Source organism: Actinospica robiniae DSM 44927, assembly GCF_000504285.1.
Lineage (GTDB): Bacteria > Actinomycetota > Actinomycetes > Streptomycetales > Catenulisporaceae > Actinospica > Actinospica robiniae.
Genome location: NZ_KI632511.1, coordinates 9225794 through 9243355 on the forward strand (window position 1 = coordinate 9225794; position 17562 = coordinate 9243355).

A 17562-nucleotide genomic window follows, 5' to 3' on the forward strand; every position below is an offset into this window, starting at 1 on the left:
GTGCGAGCTGCGCTCGGGCCGGATCCCGTCCCGGGCCCGGTCGCGCTTGATCCGGAAGAATCCTGCATCACCGTTCTGGGCTGCTCTTGTCTTCTCTACTGGTTCAACGCCGGAGGGACCGCCCGAGTGCCCGGAAATCTCCCGTATTTTTTCTTTTCCAGTGAAAAGACTGATTCACGGTTTTTGTCGGTGGTGGCATCTAGCATGGAAGAGTACGAGGGTCGGGGCTTGTGACGGGAGGGTGGTGGACGGGGTGGCTGGGCAGGTGGGGCCGAAAGCGGTGCAGGATTTCCCCTCGGCGTGCGCCCGCGCCACACGACCCGAGCACCGCCGCCTTCACACGGATCGAGGTTCGGGATGCTCGGATCAGAGGGATGCAGGATTCTTCCGCATCGAACGCGGCCGGAGCACCGACCCCATCGCACGGATCGAGGGTCGGGATGCTCGGATCAGGGCGATGCAGGATTCTTCCGGATCGAGCGTGACCGGGCCACGGGATGGGACTCGGGCCGAGCGCAGCTCGCACTGCTCCCCAGGGGGTGGGCTCTCTCCTCGGTCGGGCAGGCGAAGCCCGATCAGGGTTCTGTCGGGAGGTCAAGCGGCGCGGTGCATGATTCACCATCAGCGGAAGCTACCGCCGCTTGAGCTCCCGGCAGGTTCCTGATTGCCTCCGGGGCCCGGCCGAGGAGAGAGCACACACCCGCAACCCCACCACCCCGAACCCCAGCCCGCCCCACCACGCCAGCACCCCACAGACCCCGGCACTCTCCGAGGAAGGGTCCCCGCCGGAGGCGAGATCTTGAAACCGCAGCCCGCCCCGCCAACGCAACGGGTGGGCGGGTGGTCAGACGAGACGGGGCGGCGCAAAGCGGCCGCCCACACCCAGACAACTACCCCGACCCGACCGGCCACCACCTCCCACCAACACTCAGTCGATCATCAAATCGCTCTAGAGCAGCCCGAGCACGCCGCCGACGAGTCCGCCGAGCAGGCCCGGATCAGAGGTCGTGGTCTCGGCGCTCGGGGACGGCGAGGGCGCGGGAGCGCTCGACGGGTTCCGGGTGGGGACGCGGCTCGTCGTCGGCGCGGCGGGTTCGGTCGCGGCGGTCACCTGGGCCTCGGTGGCGCCTTGGACGGTACTCGGGGCGGTGCTCGGGGCCGGCGCCGGATGCAGGGGCGAGGGGCCGATGGGCGGGGAGGCGCTGGAGCTGCCGGCCGCGGCGTTGGCCACGCCGCCGATGCCGCCCGCGCCGCCGCCGGAGCCGCCGCTGAGGGTCGGGTAGGGCAGATCGGGCGCCGTGGAGTGGCTGCCGTGGACCAGGGCCAGCACGATCACCACGACGGCGACCCCGAACAGGCCGGAGATCAGCGCCTCCACTGTCTTGCGGACCCGTCCGGGCTCGCGGCGGCGGCCTCTGCGGCTCATCCGGCCTCCCCGATCGCTGTGTTCTGGTGTGCGAAATCGCCCTGCGTCCGCACTACCCGAGTCTCGCCCATCCGGGGGAGGCACGAGAGGCTTTTACCGATTCTTTCGGCGTGGAAACCTCCACCCGTACGGGGGATTGCGGTCAGGGGCGTATTCCCGGCCGCGCCCAGGACAGGCCGAGCCCCCGCCCGGATGCGAAGGGGCGGGGGCTCGGCTGCCCTGAACGGCGCGAGGCGCACGGTTCAGTCGGTGGGGGCGTCGCCTTCGGCGCGGCCCGGTACGGCGGCGAACGTGGTTCGACGCGGGGCAGTGCCGTGCATGTGCGGACCTCGCTCGCTCGGGGCTCTGCGGGGCGCGGCGCCGGAAACGGCGGCTCCCCTTCGTCAGCGCACAACGAAGGGGAGCGGGGCAGGTCACGTGACCGGGCCCGGCAGAGGCCGAAGCTCACCCGGTCAGGGTATTGTTATGATGAACGACCGGTGCGCGGCTGATCCGCTCAGCGGCTCAGCTTCGGCAGCACCTCGCGGCCGAAGGCCTCGATCCACTCGCTCTGGTTGCGTCCCACGTTGTGCAGGTAGATCCGGTCGAAGCCGAGGTCGAGGTAGCGCTGGATCTCGGCGCGGTGCCGGTCCGGGTCGGCCGAGATCACCATCCGGCCCTCGAAGTCCTCCGGCCGCACCAGCTTCGCCATCTGCTCGAAGTGGTACGGCGAACGGATGTCGCCCTTGTCGAACTTCATCCCGCCGTTGGGCCACTCGAGCACCGCGTTCTGCAGCGCCTCCTCGTCGGTCTCCGCCCAGGACAGGTGCAGCTGCAGGATCTTCGGCATCGTCTCCGGGTCCCGGCCCGCCTCCCGGGCGCCCTCGGCGAACTTGCCCAGCACCATCTCGATCTTCGCCGGGGCCGCGCCCGGGGTGATGATGCCGTCGGCCAGCTTGCCGGTGCGCTTGGCGTTGAGCGGCCCCGCGGTGGCGATGTAGATCTCCGGGTCCTGCTCCGGCACGGTCCACAGCCGGCAGGTCTCCAGGGTGAAGTACTTTCCGGCGTGCTTGACCTCCTTGCCCGAGTGCCCGCTGCCGAACAGCTTCTTGATGATCTCCACGGCCTCGAACATCCGGGCGCTGCGCTCCGGGCCCTCCGGCCAGTACCCGCCCACGACGTGCTCGTTCAGCGCCTCGCCGGCGCCGAGGCCGAGCCAGTGCCGGCCCGGGTACATCGCGCCGAGGGTCGCCGAGGCCTGCGCCACCAGGGCCGGGTGCATCTTGAACGAGGGGCAGGTCACGCCGGGGCCGAGGTCGCCGGCGGTGCGCGCGCCGATGGCGCTGAGCACGTTCCAGACGAACGCGGCCTGGCCCTGGCGCGGCACCCAGGGCTGGAAGTGGTCGGCGGCCATGACGCCGGTGAATCCGGCCGCCTCGGCCTGGACGCTGTAGTCGGTCACCTCGTTCGGACCGAACTGCTCGAGCATGGCGGCGTAGCCGATGTGGGCGGAAGACATGCGCTTCTCCTGACGTCCCGTCCGTTGATCTGTCATCCCACTCTAGGCCGTGTCCGCGGGATCGGACCGCGGCGTCTGACGTATGCGGTCGTAAGCGTCGAGTCCGGCGAATACTCGGTCGTCTGCGGCCGTTCCGGACCGCGGACCGATGGCCGAACGGATGATCTGACTACGTGTCGTCGGACTTCGGAATTGTCATGACTCGTCCCCAGCCGGGTACTCTCGTCCCATGCGGCTCGACCATGTCTCCTACGCCGTCGAACTCGACGCGTTCTCCTCCACCGTCTCCCGGATCGGCTCCCAGCTCGGTGCGTCCTTCCGGGACGGCGGCGTGCATCCCCGCTTCGGCACTCGCAACGCGATCCTCCCGCTGCCCGACGGGGCGTACGTGGAGGTGGTCGCACCGCTGGAGCACCCGGCCACCGACTCGGCCCCGTTCGGCCGGGCGGTCAAGCGCCGGGCCGAGCTCGGCGGCGGCTGGCTCGGCTGGGTGGTCGGGGTCGAGGACCTCGGCCGTTTCGAGCAGCGGCTCGGCCGCGAGGCCGCCGAGGGCCACCGGCGCCGGCCGGACGGGCAGCTGCTGCAGTGGCACCAGATCGGCCTGCTCGACCTGATCGACGACCCGCAGCTGCCCTACCTGATCCGCTGGGACTGCGCCGACACCCTGCACCCGTCGTCCGGCGCCGAGGACCTGCCGGAGATCGAGCAGCTCGAGATCGCCGGCGACCGGGACGCGGTACTCGCGTGGCTCGGCGATCCGGATCGGGACCCGCTGCCCGAGCTCAAGGTCAACTGGCTCGAGCCGGCCGACCTGCGCAACGCCTACGACGAGGCCGGGCTGGTCGCCGTCGACTTCCGCACGGCCGCAGGCAGCGTCCGGATCGACTGAGTTCTAGACGGCCGGGCCCGTGCTCGCGCCGGTCGGGAACGGCAGCAGCGGATGCGGCGGCCCGGCCGTGGAGCACGCGGCCGGCAGGTCCACCGCGAGGCGCAGCCGCACGACCTCCAGCCCGACGGCCAGGACGACCGCGTTCGGGCAGGAGACCCGTACCGTCGACGAAGGCGACGGCGAGGGGCTCGGGCTCGGGCTCGGCGGAGCGGGCGGCGTGATCTTCGGTGGTGGCGGCGGCGGTGGCGTCGTCGGCACGGCGCTGGTGCGCAGCGCCACCGGTGGCGGCGGCGGGCTGCTCGGTGGCGGGCTCGGCGGCGGTGGTGGCGGTGGCGCCGGATGTGATGGGGCGACAGACGCGGGCGGTGGCGTGGGTTTCGCCACCGGCTTGGCCGGGACTGCCGGGGAACCGGCGAGCGCGAAGGCGACCGCGGCCACGGCTGCTGCGACGGTCGTGCCCGCCGCGACGGCCTGCTGCCGGGGTGAGGCGTGCCGCGCCTTGGCCAGGACCCGCACCGCGAGGCCCTGATGCGCCCCTGCGCCCGCCGCGGCGGAGCCCGTCCACAGCGCGGCGCCCTGGGCCGCGGCCACTGCGCCCACGACCGCCGGTGCGACGAGCACGTGCAGGTTCCCGTTGACGTACTTGAGCATCGCGTACAGCCCGACGCAGTCGGCGCAGTGGCGCAGGTGCCCGCGCACCTTCGCCTCCTCGCGCCCGCGCAGCCTGCCACGGGTGTGGGTGCCGAGGCGTTCGGCGAACGGCCGGCACGCGGGGGAGCCGATCTCGGTGATATGAGCCTGCAGATACGCCTGCTTGAGCCCCTCGCGGGCCCGGTAGGCCAGCGCGGAGACGGCTGCCGGGTCGATCCCCAGCTGCGGGGCGAGCTGGCTCGGGCCCTCGCGCTCGACCTCCATCTGCCACAGCACCGTCTGCCACCGCTCGGGCAGGGACATGAACGCCAGTCCGGCCAGCGAGCGCTCCAGCGCGGCGATCACCGGGTCCTGATCCTCCGGCGTCGGCGCGAGCTCCACCAGGTCGGGCAGCAGCAGCGTGCGCCGGTCGCACTCGGCCCAGTCCCGGGCCACGTGGCGCATCGCGGTCAGCAGGTACGGGCGGAACGCCTCGCTCGGGCCGTTGCCGTTGCGGATCGCGTAGAGCACCCGGGTGAAGGCCTCCGCGCTCAGGTCCTCGGCCGCGGTCTCGGACCGGGTCCAGCGCCGGGCGTGGCGCAGCGCGGCGGTGCGGTGGCGCCGGTAGAGCGGGTCGAAGGCCTCGAGGTCGCCGCCGCGCACCCGGTCGATCAGGTCCAGGTCCGGGGGGTCTTCGTCGGCGGCCGGGTCGGGCTGGGCGTGGTGCGAGTCCATGGCGCGGGTGCGTCCCCCTGGGTTCCGATGAGCCGAGCCCTGTTATAGCGCCGTGGATCGCCCGCACGCGCGGGCCCGGACCTACTATCACTCGATCGGGTCGGTCAGGAGCTTGTGTCTTGACAGCGGCTGCGCCCGCGCTGGGCGCTGAAGGCGCGGCGCAGCGCGGAAAGCAGCGATCCGGCGTCGGTCCGGCCCGTCCCCGGCGCGCCCGGGGCGACCAGCCAGACCATCCGGGTGCTCTCCCCGATCAGCGGCGGCAGCGCCACCACGTCCCCGTCCGAGGCGGTGCGCAGCCCGTGCCGCCGGCACCACCAGGCGAAGCCCGGGGCGGCCGCCAGCGAGCCGGGCGGCAGCAGGAAGCCGATCCGATTCACCCGGGCCCGGGCGTCGGCGGCGACCGGGCCGACCTGGCCGCCCGTGCGCAGCAGCAGGTCGAGCGCGTCCAGGCCTATCGGCATCTGCACGCTGACCAGGTCGAAGGCGGGCCCGGCCGGCACCGGCTGGACCCGCGCGGGATCGAGGTAGCTCGAGCACAGTGCGAACGCCAGCGGGTCGTGCGGGCCGTGCTGTTCGGACGGTTCGGGCGGGGCGAGAAAGGCCGGATCGCTCGGTGAAGCGTGCATCGTCGTCTCCAGGGGCGAAGGGTGCTGGTGGTGGTCAGCCACGTGCCGAGGACTTCGCCGACGGAGACCATGGTTCTCGCCGGATCTGACGCGCGGTTGCGAAAGTCACCCGTTCGGGCGAGCATGCGCCGGAACGCTGTCGGTGGCGTGCAGTAGCGTGCTGCGCATGGACGCCCTCGAGCAGACCGCGAGCGCCACGGCGGGCCCGGACGGTCCCGGGCCGGCGGGCCCGGCGGAGCTCGCCTGCGTCGTCGAGTTCGTCCTGTTCATCCGGGACGACGGGTTCACCGTGCTGCGCGCCCTGCCCGCGGGCGGCGGGCGCGGCGGCGAGCCCTTCGACGCGGCCGGGGTGGAGCTGGCCGGGGTGCGCCCGGGCGAGACGCTGCGGCTGTCCGGCACGTGGGAGCAGACCAGGCGGCACGGCCCGCGCCTGGCCGTGCGCAGCTGCGAGCGGCTGCGGCCGGACTCGGTCCGCTCCATCCGCCGCTACCTGGCCTCCGGCCTGGTCCGCGGCATCGGCCCGCTGCTGGCCCAGGCGCTGACCGACCGGTTCGGCGAGCACACCCTCGAGGTGATCGAGCAGGAGCCGGACCGGCTGGAGGAGGTCTACGGCATCGGCCGCCGGCGCAGCCGCTGGATCGTCGAGTCCTGGCACGCCCAGGCCGAGATCAGAGAGCTGATGACGGCGCTGCGCGGCTACGGCATCAACCCCCTGCTGGCCGAGCGGCTGCACCGGGACTACGGCGCGGCTGCCCGGGAGACCCTCACCCGCCACCCCTACCGCCTGGTCGGCGAGGTGGACGGGATCGGCTTCGCCACCGCAGACCGGATCGGCCTGGCCCAGGGCGAGCCGCCGACCGGCGCCGAGCGGCTCGAGGCCGCGGTGTGGGAGGTGTGCGCCTCCGACGGTCCGCGCTCAGGGCACTGCCATCTCCCGGCCGCCCGGGTGGTGGCCGAGGCGGCCGAGCTGACCGAGCAGCCGCCGGAGCTGCTGCAGGAGGCGCTGGGCCGGCTCGGCGCCGGCAAGGCCTCCCCGCTGGTGCTCGGCACGCACCCGGTCAGCGGCGAGCCGATCGCCGCGGTCCGGGCCGCGGACCGGGCCGAGCGCCGGCTGGCCAACGACCTGGCCGCGCTCGCCGCCGCCCCCTCGGACCTGCCCCGGGCGGTGCGCCGGCTGGTCGAGCAGGACGAGTTCGGCCCGGACCTCGATCCCGGCCAGCGCGACGCGGTCCGGATGGCCCTGACCCATCCCGTCTCCGTGCTCACCGGCGGCCCCGGCTGCGGCAAGTCGCACACCGTGCGCGAGCTGGTGCGGCTGGTGCGGGCCGGCGGCGGCAGCGTCACCCTGGCCGCGCCGACCGGCAAGGCCGCGCGCCGGCTGGCCGAGCTGACCGGCGCGGACGCCATGACCGTGCACCGGCTCGCGGCCGACCCGCATCCCGGCGACCCGCAGCCGGAGCCGGCGGCGGGCGAGCCGGAGGAGGCCGGCGCGCTGTTCGGCGCCCGCAGCACGATGGTGCACCTGATCGTGGTCGACGAGGCCTCGATGCTCGACGTCTACCTCGCCGCCCGGCTGACCGCCCGGATCCCGCCGGGCACCCACCTGCTGCTCGTCGGCGACGTCGACCAGCTGCCCTCGGTCGGCCCGGGCGCCGTGCTGGCGGACGTGCTGGCCGTGCCGGGCATCGCCCGCACCACGCTCACCCGGGTGTTCCGGCAGGCCGAGCGCTCCACCATCGTGGCCAACGCGCACCTGATCCGGCAGGGCCGGATGCCGCAGCTCAAGCGCTCGGACTTCTGGTTCGCCGAGCTCGACGACCCGGAGCGGATCGCAGAGCTGGTGGCCGAGATCGCCACCGAGCGGCTGCCGCGCAAGCTCGGCGTGGACCCGGCCCGGGTCCAGGTGCTCTGCCCGGCCCGCCGCGGCCCGGCCGGCGCCGCCCAGCTGGCCCGGATGCTGCAGGAGCGGCTCAATCCCAGGGCGGAGAACGAACCCGAGTACTGGCACGGCCCGCGCGTCTTCCGGGTCGGGGACCGGGTGATCGCCACCCGCAACGACTACGCGCGCGGCGCGCACGGGGTGTTCAACGGCACCCTCGGCACGGTGGTGGACCTGGACCTGCGCGAGGCCGGGCTGACCATGGAGACCGAGGACGGCGAGCAGATCCGCTACGACCTCGACGATCTGGACGACCTCGCGCACAGCTACGCGCTGACCGTGCACAAGGCCCAGGGCAGCGAGTTCGCGCACGTCGTCGCCCCGCTCACGATGGACGCGCCGCGGCTGCTGACCCGCCGGCTGTTCTATACGCTGGCCACCCGGGCCCGCAGCACGGTCGTCCTGGTCGGCCAGCCGCGCGCGCTGCGGCACGCGCTGGACACCCAGGGACCGGCCCGGGCCACCCTGCTGGCCCAGCGGCTCGGCCGGGCCCTGGCAGAGCTCTGACGCGACCCGGGCGGGCGCGGGGGGCGGCTTCGCGGGCGGGCGGCGAGCGACGGTCCGGCGGAAAATCCCTGCCGCCCTACGGCTCCGTGCGGCACAATGATCCCGTGGACGCAGCCGAGGACCGACGCAGCCCGAGCACCGAAGCGGTGACCGGGCCGCTCGCCGTCGGCCGGGGCGTGACCATCCCCGCCCGGGACCTGTCCTGGCGCTTCTCCCGCTCGTCGGGCCCCGGCGGCCAGGGCGTGAACACCACCGACAGCCGGATCGAGCTGTCGATCGACCTGACCGCCTGTGAGGGATTCACCGCGGACCAGCGCGCCCGCGTGCTCGAGCGGCTCGGGCCGCGCCTGGTCGAGGGCGTGCTGACCATCGCGGCCTCGGAGTTCCGCTCCCAGCTGCGCAACCGCCGCGCCGCCCGCGAGCGCCTGGCCGCGCAGCTGGCCGAGGCCCTCGCGCCGCCCCCGCCGCGGCGCCGCGCCACCAAGCCCTCCCGCGGCGCGGTGGCCCGCCGGCTCGACGACAAGGCCCGCCGGGCGAAGGTCAAGCAGTTGCGAAAGGGCCACTTCGACTGACGTCGCCGTGGTTCGAGTTCTGACAGGGCCGCACACTGTTACCGAATATTGACGTACTGTGGCCTGCGTGGGGGGTAAATGGCTTCGCGTGGAATCCGACGCACGCGCCGTGCCGCCCGAGCAGGAGCTGACTGAGGCTCTGCTCGGACTGAGCTGGCCGCTGCCGCGCACCGTGGCCGACGCCGACGCGGCGTTGACCCGGCTCGAGCAGGTCAGAGCGGTACTCACCCGGCTGGAACGGGCCAGCGTCGGCACCGACGCGTGGTGGGCCGGGCAGGTCGACGCGCTGGCCACACAGAGCGGATTCGTGCTCGAATGGTGGCGTCCGGTGCTGCGCGACCCGGACCTGGACTGGACGCTCAACCACCAAGCCCACCTGACCGCCGATCTGGCCACCCTGGCCTCCGCCGGCGCGCGTTTGCTCGACCAGCTCGAGCCGGACCAGGACGAGGATCCGGGCAGCCCCGCGCAGCACGCGCGGGCCGGGACCCGGGCGGCGGCGGAACGGCGCTGGGGGCCGGCCGCGGTGCCCTCCTACGACCAGAACCAGGGCGCGGCCCAGCCCCCGGCCCGTCCGCAGCCGCCCTCGCTCGTCTTCGGCGACCCGCAGGAGCCCGCGGAGGAGCTGCCCGAGGCGCCGGCGGAGCTGCCCGAGCCCGCGGACGAGGCGGAGCGCGGTCGGGACCGCCGCGGCGGCAGCAGCAGCGATGGCGGTGGCGGCAAGGCCGGGGGAGTCAGGGGTCGGCTATCCGGCCGCAAGCGCAAGCAGCCCCCGAAGCACCAGCCCCAGCACGCGCCGCACGAGCTGCCGCCGCTGCCCGAGCCGCCGCCGCGTCCGCAGCCGCCACGACAGCAGCTCCAGCCCCGGCCCTCGCCGGCCCGGCCGTCGGCGCCGCCGCCGCCTCGGCAGCAACCGCAATCGCCTCCGCCGCGCCGTCCGGACGCGCCCCGCCCGCAGATGCCGCCGCAGCAGCCGCAGCAACAGCCGACGGCGTATCAGCAGCCTCAGTTGCCCCCGCCGCGGCAGCCGGAAGCGCCGCAGCGCCCGCAGATGCCGCCGCAGCCGCCTCCGGTGATCCCGCGCCACCTCGTCCCGCAGCAGCCGCAGTTGCCGCCGCCGCAGGCGCCGGTGGTGCCGCAGTACCTCGTGCCGCACGCGCCGCCGCGCCCCGATCCGCGGTACACCGAGCCGCAGTACGACGAGCCGCAGCACGATGACGCGCGTCACGAAGCGCCACCGCCGGAAGGCCCGCAGACCGCGCCGCGCACGCCGCTGCCGGTCGACCCGTCCGAGCGCCGCCGACCCGCGCCCGCGCCGGACCCCGAACCAGAACCCGAACCCGTACTCGCGCCCGAGCCGGAGCCCGAACCAGAACCCGAACCTGTACTCGCGCCCGAACCGGAACCAGCGCGCGAGCCGGAGCCCGAACCAGAGCCCGTATTCACCGCCGCCGAGCCGGCCGACGAGGTGCCGGCGTTCCCGGAGTTCCCGCCCTATCCCGGGCCGGAACCGGGGGTGACGGCCGAGCCGGAAGCAGAGCCCGCATTCACCGCCGCCGAGCCCGACACCGAGCCCGTGCCGGTCGCCCACGTCGCCCTCGACCCGACACCAGCCTTCGACCCGATACCCGCACCGGCACCGGCCCCCGCGCCCGAGCCCGGACCAGAGCCCGTATTCGCGCCCGCGTTCCCGCCCGAGGACGTCGCGCTGCCCGGGTTCCCGCCGGAGGAGCCCGCGCCCGGCGCGCCGATCCCGCCCGCGTTCGCACGCCAGGCCGCGCCGCCGAGCCCGCCGGAGGCCGATCCGCTGGCCGGCGCCCGGCACCGTCGGCCCGCCTACGACTTCGACGGCGGCAGCCACCTGATCGCGCCCGCGCCGCCGCCGGCGGTCTTCCCCCAGGCCGGCGTCCCGCAGGCCGCAGTCCCGCAGATCGGAGCCCCGCCGCGGCCGGCGCCTGCCGGGTCGACGGCTCCGCCGCGCCGCCTACCGCCCGGCTACGTGCCCCGCCTGCCGCAGGATCCTTATTCGCTGCCGGCGCCGGGTCCGGCTCCGGCCGGCCCTCGCCCGCCCGGTCCGGGCCCTGGTCGCGGACCGTTCCCCGTGCCCGTCCCCGTGTACGACGAGGACGACGACCGCTCCTCCGACCGGCTCGTTCCGCTCCGCCTGGGCCGGCACCAGCGTCGGCTGCTGATGCAGACCGCTGCGATCGTCGTGGCGGCCGGGGCGCTGTGCTGGTGGGCGCTCTACACCTTCGGCGGCAGCGGGCATTCCGCCGGCACGGCGGCCGGGGCCAGCCACACCCCGGCCGCGTCCACCGACGCCGCCCCCGGGGCGTCCGCCTCCGCGAGCGCGGCCGCGTCCTCAGCGCCGGCGACGCATCAGAGTTCTGCGCCGCCGAGCTCCGCCCCGCCGACTGCGACCGGCCACCCGGTCAACGCCGCGGGGGTCGAGTCCGTCCATGTCACGCTGCTCGGCGGGAGCGCCTCGGTGCCGCAGATCGCGGTGCTGATCTCGGTCACCACCGACGGCACCGGGCAGATCACGGTGACCGGCAGCTACTACGGCGCGGCCGGGTCGGAGCACCGCACGCCGGAGACGCAGTCGTGGAAACTGTCCGGGCAGAAGTCCTACTCGTTCAGCGTGCCCATCGCGAACGCGGCCTACTGCGGCACGCTGTTCACCTTCACCGCCGACTCGGGCGGGCATTCGAGCACGGACACCACCGCGCCCGGCTGCTGAGCGGCGCCGGCGCGGCGCGGTGCCCGCAGAGCCGGCGGCGTCCGGTCAGCGCTTGACGATCACGCCGCCGACGATGTGGCAGCGTTCGTGCATGTCCTCGCCCGGACCCTCGCCGTCGGGGTTCCAGTCGGTCAGCCGCACCAGGCCGGGGTCGAGGAACTCGTAGCCCGCCAGCAGCCGGTCGATCCGCTCCGGCGGACGCGGGGTGAACTCGGCCAGGTTCTCCCCGAGCAGCGACTGCACCAGGTCGCCGACCTCCTCGTTCGGGAAGTCGAGGTAGTGCATCACCGCGATCAGGCTGCCCGGGGCGAGCGCGGCCATGACGGCCTGCAGGGCGTGGCGCAGCCGGCTGTCGTCCCGGGTGTAGTCCAGCATGCCGAACAGCAGCACCCCGAGCGGGCGGCCGAAGTCGAGCTTCTCGTGCAGCCAGGGGTGGCCCAGTACGCGCTCGGGGTCGCGGAACTCCCCGCGCATCACGTGCAGGCTGCGCGAGGGGGCGCGGGCGGTGAGCACCGCCCGGGCGTGCGCGGCGGTGATCGGGTCGTCGGTGACGTAGACGAAGCGGGCCTGCGGCACCTGCTCCCGTACGTACCCGTCCATGCTGTTCATGATCGGGATCGCGGTGCCCAGCTGCAGGAACTGGTCGAGGCCGTGGCCGTCGGCGATCCAGGAGCTGGCCCGGTGCGCGAAGGCCTCGGCGGCGCGGGAGTTGACCATCACGTCCGGCCACACCGAGACCAGATGGCGTACCGCGGCGCGGTCGGACTCGTAGTTGTCCTTGCCGCCGATCATGTAGTCCCACATCCGGATCGGATGCGGGATGTCCGGGTCCACCTCGACCGGGTTCCACGGCTCGTTCGACTCGCCGAGCACGGCGTCCCAGGGCGCGGCCGCGCCGGCGGCGGACTCCTCGCCGCTCGCCGAGACCCGTTCCCGCGGCCCCGGGGCGGGAGCGGACGGTGCTGTGGCCATGGTCACCTCCCACATCGGTGGAGCGGCCGCTGCCTCCGGGCGCTCCCGCGTCGCATGGTATTGCAGCCTACCCGCCGCCGGAACCGTTTCGCTCCGGTTCGTGACGGCCCATCAGGTGACGGCCGTCCCGGTGAAACCGCCGCTCGCACGCGTGTGCGTACGGGTGAGCCCTCGTTGATCAGCGCGGGACCGGATCCGCCGCAGGGAATCATGCCTTGAAAGAAACCATTTGAGATATGGAGGTTGTATGGTGTCCGGCGAGCGGGTATTCGAGGTCGTGCACCGCGGTTTCCGGGCGCTGGGCCGGGTGCAGGCGCACCCGTCGCCCAGTGCCGGGCCGGTCCTGCTGGTGGGCGGGGCGATGCAGCGCAAGGAGGGCTGGGGCCGGTTCGAGGGCGTGCTGCGCCGCGAGTCCACCGTGGTCACGGTCGATCTGCCGGGCTGGGGCGGGGCCGAGGTGCTCCCGGCCCGCTACGGGATCGGCTTCCTCGCCGACTGCCTCGCCGCGGTGCTGCGCGCGGCCGAGGTGGGCGCGGTGGACGCGTTCGGCGGCTCCTACGGCAGCGCCGTGGCCTACCGGCTGGCCCAGCGCCACCCGCAGCTGCTGCGCCGGATCGCGCTGTTCGGCGCGCTCGGGCGGATCCCGCACGGCATGCACGGCCGGATGGCCGAGACGATCGGCCATCTGCGGGCCGGCCGGCGCGACCGCTTCGCCGGCGAGGTGCTGGCCGCCATGCTCAATCAGGACCCTTCGATCCGGCTGGCCCGGCGCGGCGCGGTGGAGCGGATCCTGTACACGGTCTTCCACGGCATCGGCCCGACCGAGGCGGAGCAGTACGAGCAGAACACCCTGCGCCTGCTCGCCCCCGGCCCGTTCGACCCGTTCCCGCCGCCGGCCGGACCCGTGCTGTTCGGCGTGGGCGAGCACGACTCGTTCACCACGGTCCGGCACTGCCGCGAGTTCGCAGCCTCCTGTCCCGGGGCCCCGTTCGTCCGGCTGCGCGACGCCGACCATCCCGTGCATCTGCGCTGTCCGGACGAATTGGCCGGTCTGCTGCAACGCTTCTTCCGCGGCGAGACCCTCGAATCAGTACCCGGCTGCCACCCGGTGGAGTATCCGGCCCTCACCCGTTAGGGTGAGCCGACACGAAGGTCGGACCTCTGTCGGCGGCGCGGCGCGCCGACGGCTGCGCCGACCGGGCGAGACCGGCGTGCGCCCCGGCGAGCCGTGCCGCGCGGCGGCCCGGCATCGCCCAACCTGGTGCGCACGGCCGTGGCCCGCTCCGCGCGAGGGCGCGGTGCGGCCGGGGTCCCGGCCCGGACGTGCGCGGAGACGGACCACGAACGGAAGGGCCAGGGACCAGCCATGCGACGCTACCCCCCGATCGCCGAGCACGGGATGATCGGTGACCTGCAGAGTTGCGCTCTGGTCTCCTCGGACGGGGTACTCGACTTCTTCTGCGCCCCGCGCTTCGACTCCCCGTCCCTGTTCGCCTCGCTGGTGGACCACGACAAGGGCGGTTACGTCCGGCTGGCCGCGGACGACTCGGAGCTGAGCGGCGAGTCCTCGGCCAAGGTGCGCCAGCTCTACCTACCCGACACCGCCATCCTGGTCACCCGGTTCCTCTCGCACCACGGCGTCGGCGAGGTCGTCGACTTCATGCCGCTGGGCCGGCCGGAGCAGGCCTCGGCCAACCGCCGCATCATCAGGATCCTGCGAGTGGTGCGCGGCAGCGTGAAGTTCGTGCTCGAATGCCGGCCCCGGTTCGACTACGCCCGGGCCGGACACGAGCTGACCATGCGCGGGGAGCGGGCCGCGGTCTTCCGCGGGCCGGAGCTTGACCTGCACCTGCAGGCCACCTTCCCGTTCCACCGCGAGGGCGACGACGTCGTCGGCACGGTCACCCTCGGCCTCGGCGAGACCGCCGCGGTCGTGCTCGACACCACCGACCCCGGCTGGATGCCGGCGCCGATCGACCTCGAGCAGCTCGAGGAGGAGCACGAGCGCACCACCCGGTTCTGGCAGGACTGGCTGCGCGGCTGCGCCTTCCGCGGCCGCTGGCAGACCATGGTGCACCGCTCCGCGATCACCCTCAAACTCCTGACATACGCGCCGACCGGCGCGCCGATCGCCTCGGCCACCTTCGGCCTGCCGGAGCAGATCGGCGGCGAGCGCAACTGGGACTACCGCTACTGCTGGGTGCGCGACGGCGCGCTGAGCTCGCGGGCCATGGCGGAGCTCGGCTTCGTCGAGGAGGCCGACGCGTTCCGGCACTGGCTCAGCGAGCGGCTGCGCGAGCAGGCCCACCCGGGCGCCGAGCCGCTGCAGATCATGTACCGGGTGGACGGCGAGCCGCTGCTGCTGGAGGAGGAGCTCGGCCACCTCGAGGGCTACGAGAAGTCCGCGCCGGTGCGGATCGGCAACGCCGCGGCCGACCAGCTCCAGCTGGACGTCTACGGCGAGGCCATCTGGGCCCTGACACAGTCGCGGGAGCTGGCCGAGGTCTCCGGATATCAGGGCTGGCAGACGCTCGCCCAGGTGGTGGACTGGCTCAGCGAGAACTGGGACCGGCCGGACGAGGGGATCTGGGAGACCCGCGGCGGCCGCAAGGACTTCACCTTCAGCCGGCTGATGTGCTGGGTGGCGCTGGACCGCGGCATCCGGCTGGCGCACACCTACGCCCGCCCGGCCAACCTGGCCGGCTGGACCGCCGCCCGCGACGCGATCCTGCAGCAGGTGATGGAGCGCGGCTGGTCCGCGCGCCGCTCGGCGTTCGTGCAGCACTACAACGGCGACGTGCTGGACGCCTCGCTGCTGTTCATGCCGATCGTCGGCTTCATTTCCCCGCGCGACCCGCTCTGGCTCTCCACCCTCGAGGCGATCGAGCAGGACCTGGTCACCGACTCGCTGGTGCACCGCTACGACCCGTCCGCCTCGCCGGACGGGCTGCGCGGAAGCGAGGGCACCTTCAACCTGTGCACCTTCCTCTACGTCGACGCCCTGGCCCGGGCCGGGCGGCTGGACCAGGCCCGCTACGCCTTCGACAAGATGATGACCTACGCCAACCACGTCGGCCTGTTCGGCGAGGAGATCGGCCCGACCGGCGAGCAGCTGGGAAACTTCCCGCAGGCCTTCACCCACCTCGCGCTGATCTTCGCCGCGACCACGCTCGGCGACCGGCTCGAGCGGCGCACCCAGCGCGGCACCAGCCCGCACGGCCGCGGCTGGTAGCGCGCGGGGAAATCCCGTTGCGTGGCGGGCGGGCGCGATTGACCATGGCCGGATGGAGATCCGCCACGTTGACCTGCACCGCACTGACGAGACAGAGGCCTGGTACGCCGCCCTGCGCGAGGCGGCGAGCGCGGACCGGGTGGCCCCCGTGGTCGAGGAGCGCGACGCGCTGTTCAACTCGTTGCGGAACAACGACGCCAATCCCACCTACGACCGCCGCGCGTACGGGGCCTGGCGTGGCACGGAGTGCGTCGGCACCGCGTTGATCGACCTGCCGCGCCGCGACAACGTGCACCTCGCCGAGATCGAGATCGGCGTTCCGCCGCACGCGCGGCATCGAGGCGTCGGCCGGGCGCTGTTCGGGCGGCTGACCGAGACGGCCCTGGACGAGGGCCGGACGGTGCTCGCCACCGAGGTCAACGCGGCCGGCGTCGGCGCGCACACCCTCACGGCCAGTCCGGGCGGGCGGTTCGCGCTCGCGTGCGGATTCGCCAGCAGGCACACCGAGCTCAGGCTGATGCTCGACGTGCCGGTGCTGGAAGTCCGGCTCAAGGAACTCGAGGCGGACGCCGGGCTCCGCGCGGGGGAGTACAGCCTCCGCGGCTGGATCGGCATACCGCCGTTGGACGTGCTCGAACCGTTCGCGCTGATACACACCCTCATGGACGCAGACGTCCCCGGCGGCGAGTCCGGCCGCGGCCCGGCCGTCTACGACGCCGCGCGCGTGCTGCGCATCCAGCAACGGCTGATCGAGCAGGGCTACGGCCTGGTGACGACGCTGATCAGTGACGAGCACGGCGATCCGGTCGGCTACACCAGCTTGTTCGTGATGGGCGGCACGAGGCGGGAAGTGTTGCAGGACAACACCTTCGTGCTCGCGGCATACCGCGGCCGCGGTCTCGGCACCCTGATGAAGCTGGCCAACCTCCGCCTGCTTGCCGAGCACTTCCCGCAGGCCGCCCACGTCCACACCTGGACCGCCGAGGGCAACGACGCGATGCGCGCCGTCAACGAGCGCATCGGCTTCCGCGCCGTGGAGACGCTGCACGAACTGGAGTTGGCCCTCGTCACGTCAGGTCGAGGCTGACGGTGTACCGGAATCGGTCCGCGCGGTAGTGGATCACGGCCGCGTCCACGACGTCGCCGTCGGTGTCGTAGACGAGGTTGGTCGAACGCAGAACAGGGCTGGCCAGGGGTATTTCGAGCAGCGCGGCGATCCGGGGCGACGCGGCGCAGGCTTCGAGGGTGTTGTCGATCCGCGCGATGGGGACCTCGGCGAGGTCGCGCAGGAGCTTCGTCATGGGCGCGGTGCGCAGGTCCGCCTCGGTGATGTGGCGGGCGTGCTCGGTGCGCAGATGGTTCTCGGCGTGGCTGAGGGGTTCGCCGCGATGCCGGCGCAGTCGCTCGTAGACGACCAGCGTCTGCGTGCCGGGGAAGCTCGGTGCGAGCAGGGCCGGGGCGGCGATCTCTTCGTGGCGCAGCACTTCGACGTCGTCGCCGGCCTGCTGGGACAGGATCGTGTCGACGGTGCCGAGGACGTGGATCGGCGGGTGGGCCGGGGCGTCGTCGGCGATGAACGTGCCGTGCCGGCGCCGCCTCGTGATCAGTCCTTCCGCCTCCAAGGTCGTCAGCGCCTGCCGGATGGTGCTGACGGCGACGCCGAACTCCTCGGCGAGCCGGGCCTCGGTGGGCAGCCGCAGCGGATCCTGCGGCGTGCGGGTCAGGATGCGGGCGCGCAAAGCCTCGGTCACCTGGTACCAGAGCGGAAGCTGCGCTTGGCGCGGCACGGCGGACAT

The 17562-nt window shown here is 73.6% G+C and carries 13 protein-coding genes; 7 read left to right on the top strand and 6 right to left on the bottom strand.

From position 1 onward, the window contains the following. Window positions 1–949: 949 nt before the first annotated feature. Entirely contained in the window at window positions 950–1426 is a 477-nt protein-coding gene (locus ACTRO_RS39675) for a hypothetical protein (protein WP_157436701.1), read from the bottom strand. Between the two features lie 496 nt (window positions 1427–1922). Next, window positions 1923–2924 carry a TIGR03557 family F420-dependent LLM class oxidoreductase gene (locus ACTRO_RS39680; protein WP_034271581.1) on the bottom strand — a complete coding sequence of 334 codons (1002 nt, stop codon included), beginning with the start codon at window positions 2922–2924 and terminating at the stop codon, window positions 1923–1925. Window positions 2925–3153: 229 nt separating this feature from the next. On the opposite strand from ACTRO_RS39680, the gene ACTRO_RS39685 reads away from it, so the two are divergent. Further along, window positions 3154–3813 carry a VOC family protein gene (locus ACTRO_RS39685; RefSeq protein ID WP_034271583.1) on the top strand — a complete coding sequence of 220 codons (660 nt, stop codon included), beginning with the start codon at window positions 3154–3156 and terminating at the stop codon, window positions 3811–3813. Window positions 3814–3816: 3 nt separating this feature from the next. Here ACTRO_RS39685 and ACTRO_RS39690 read toward each other — a convergent pair whose 3' ends face one another. Continuing rightward, on the bottom strand, window positions 3817–5178 hold the full coding sequence (locus ACTRO_RS39690; RefSeq protein WP_051452109.1) for a sigma-70 family RNA polymerase sigma factor: 1362 nt from the start codon (window positions 5176–5178) through the stop codon (window positions 3817–3819). A gap of 104 nt (window positions 5179–5282) precedes the next feature. Next, complete coding sequence (locus ACTRO_RS39695) at window positions 5283–5804, bottom strand: hypothetical protein (protein ID WP_157436702.1); 522 nt, start codon at window positions 5802–5804, stop codon at window positions 5283–5285. A gap of 166 nt (window positions 5805–5970) precedes the next feature. Between ACTRO_RS39695 and recD2 the strand changes: the two genes are divergently transcribed. The 3 genes from recD2 (at window position 5971) to ACTRO_RS44585 (ending at window position 11562) form a co-directional block, all read left to right on the top strand. Then, window positions 5971–8250, top strand: coding sequence for an SF1B family DNA helicase RecD2 (gene recD2, locus ACTRO_RS39700; protein WP_063628153.1), 2280 nt, complete (start codon window positions 5971–5973; stop codon window positions 8248–8250). Between the two features lie 104 nt (window positions 8251–8354). After that, complete coding sequence (gene arfB, locus ACTRO_RS39705; RefSeq protein WP_245594625.1) at window positions 8355–8822, top strand: alternative ribosome rescue aminoacyl-tRNA hydrolase ArfB; 468 nt, start codon at window positions 8355–8357, stop codon at window positions 8820–8822. Between the two features lie 88 nt (window positions 8823–8910). Beyond that, window positions 8911–11562: a hypothetical protein gene (locus ACTRO_RS44585; RefSeq protein WP_051452110.1), complete on the top strand. Its 2652-nt coding sequence runs from the start codon at window positions 8911–8913 to the stop codon at window positions 11560–11562. 45 nt (window positions 11563–11607) lie between these two features. Here the strand turns inward: ACTRO_RS44585 and ACTRO_RS39715 are convergent, their stop codons facing one another. Beyond that, window positions 11608–12534, bottom strand: coding sequence for an SAM-dependent methyltransferase (locus ACTRO_RS39715; RefSeq protein WP_169740019.1), 927 nt, complete (start codon window positions 12532–12534; stop codon window positions 11608–11610). Window positions 12535–12781: 247 nt separating this feature from the next. On the opposite strand from ACTRO_RS39715, the gene ACTRO_RS39720 reads away from it, so the two are divergent. The 3 genes from ACTRO_RS39720 to ACTRO_RS39730 all read left to right on the top strand — a co-directional run bounded on the left by ACTRO_RS39720 (window position 12782) and on the right by ACTRO_RS39730 (window position 16853). Then, entirely contained in the window at window positions 12782–13669 is an 888-nt protein-coding gene (locus ACTRO_RS39720) for an alpha/beta fold hydrolase (RefSeq protein WP_051452111.1), read from the top strand. Window positions 13670–13900: 231 nt separating this feature from the next. Further along, window positions 13901–15766, top strand: coding sequence for a glycoside hydrolase family 15 protein (locus ACTRO_RS39725; protein WP_034271589.1), 1866 nt, complete (start codon window positions 13901–13903; stop codon window positions 15764–15766). Between the two features lie 52 nt (window positions 15767–15818). Continuing rightward, entirely contained in the window at window positions 15819–16853 is a 1035-nt protein-coding gene (locus ACTRO_RS39730) for a GNAT family N-acetyltransferase (RefSeq protein ID WP_051452112.1), read from the top strand. On the opposite strand, the gene ACTRO_RS39735 is transcribed toward ACTRO_RS39730, so the two are convergent. Then, on the bottom strand, window positions 16834–17562 hold the full coding sequence (locus tag ACTRO_RS39735; protein WP_034271591.1) for a GntR family transcriptional regulator: 729 nt from the start codon (window positions 17560–17562) through the stop codon (window positions 16834–16836). The genes ACTRO_RS39730 and ACTRO_RS39735 overlap by 20 nt on opposite strands.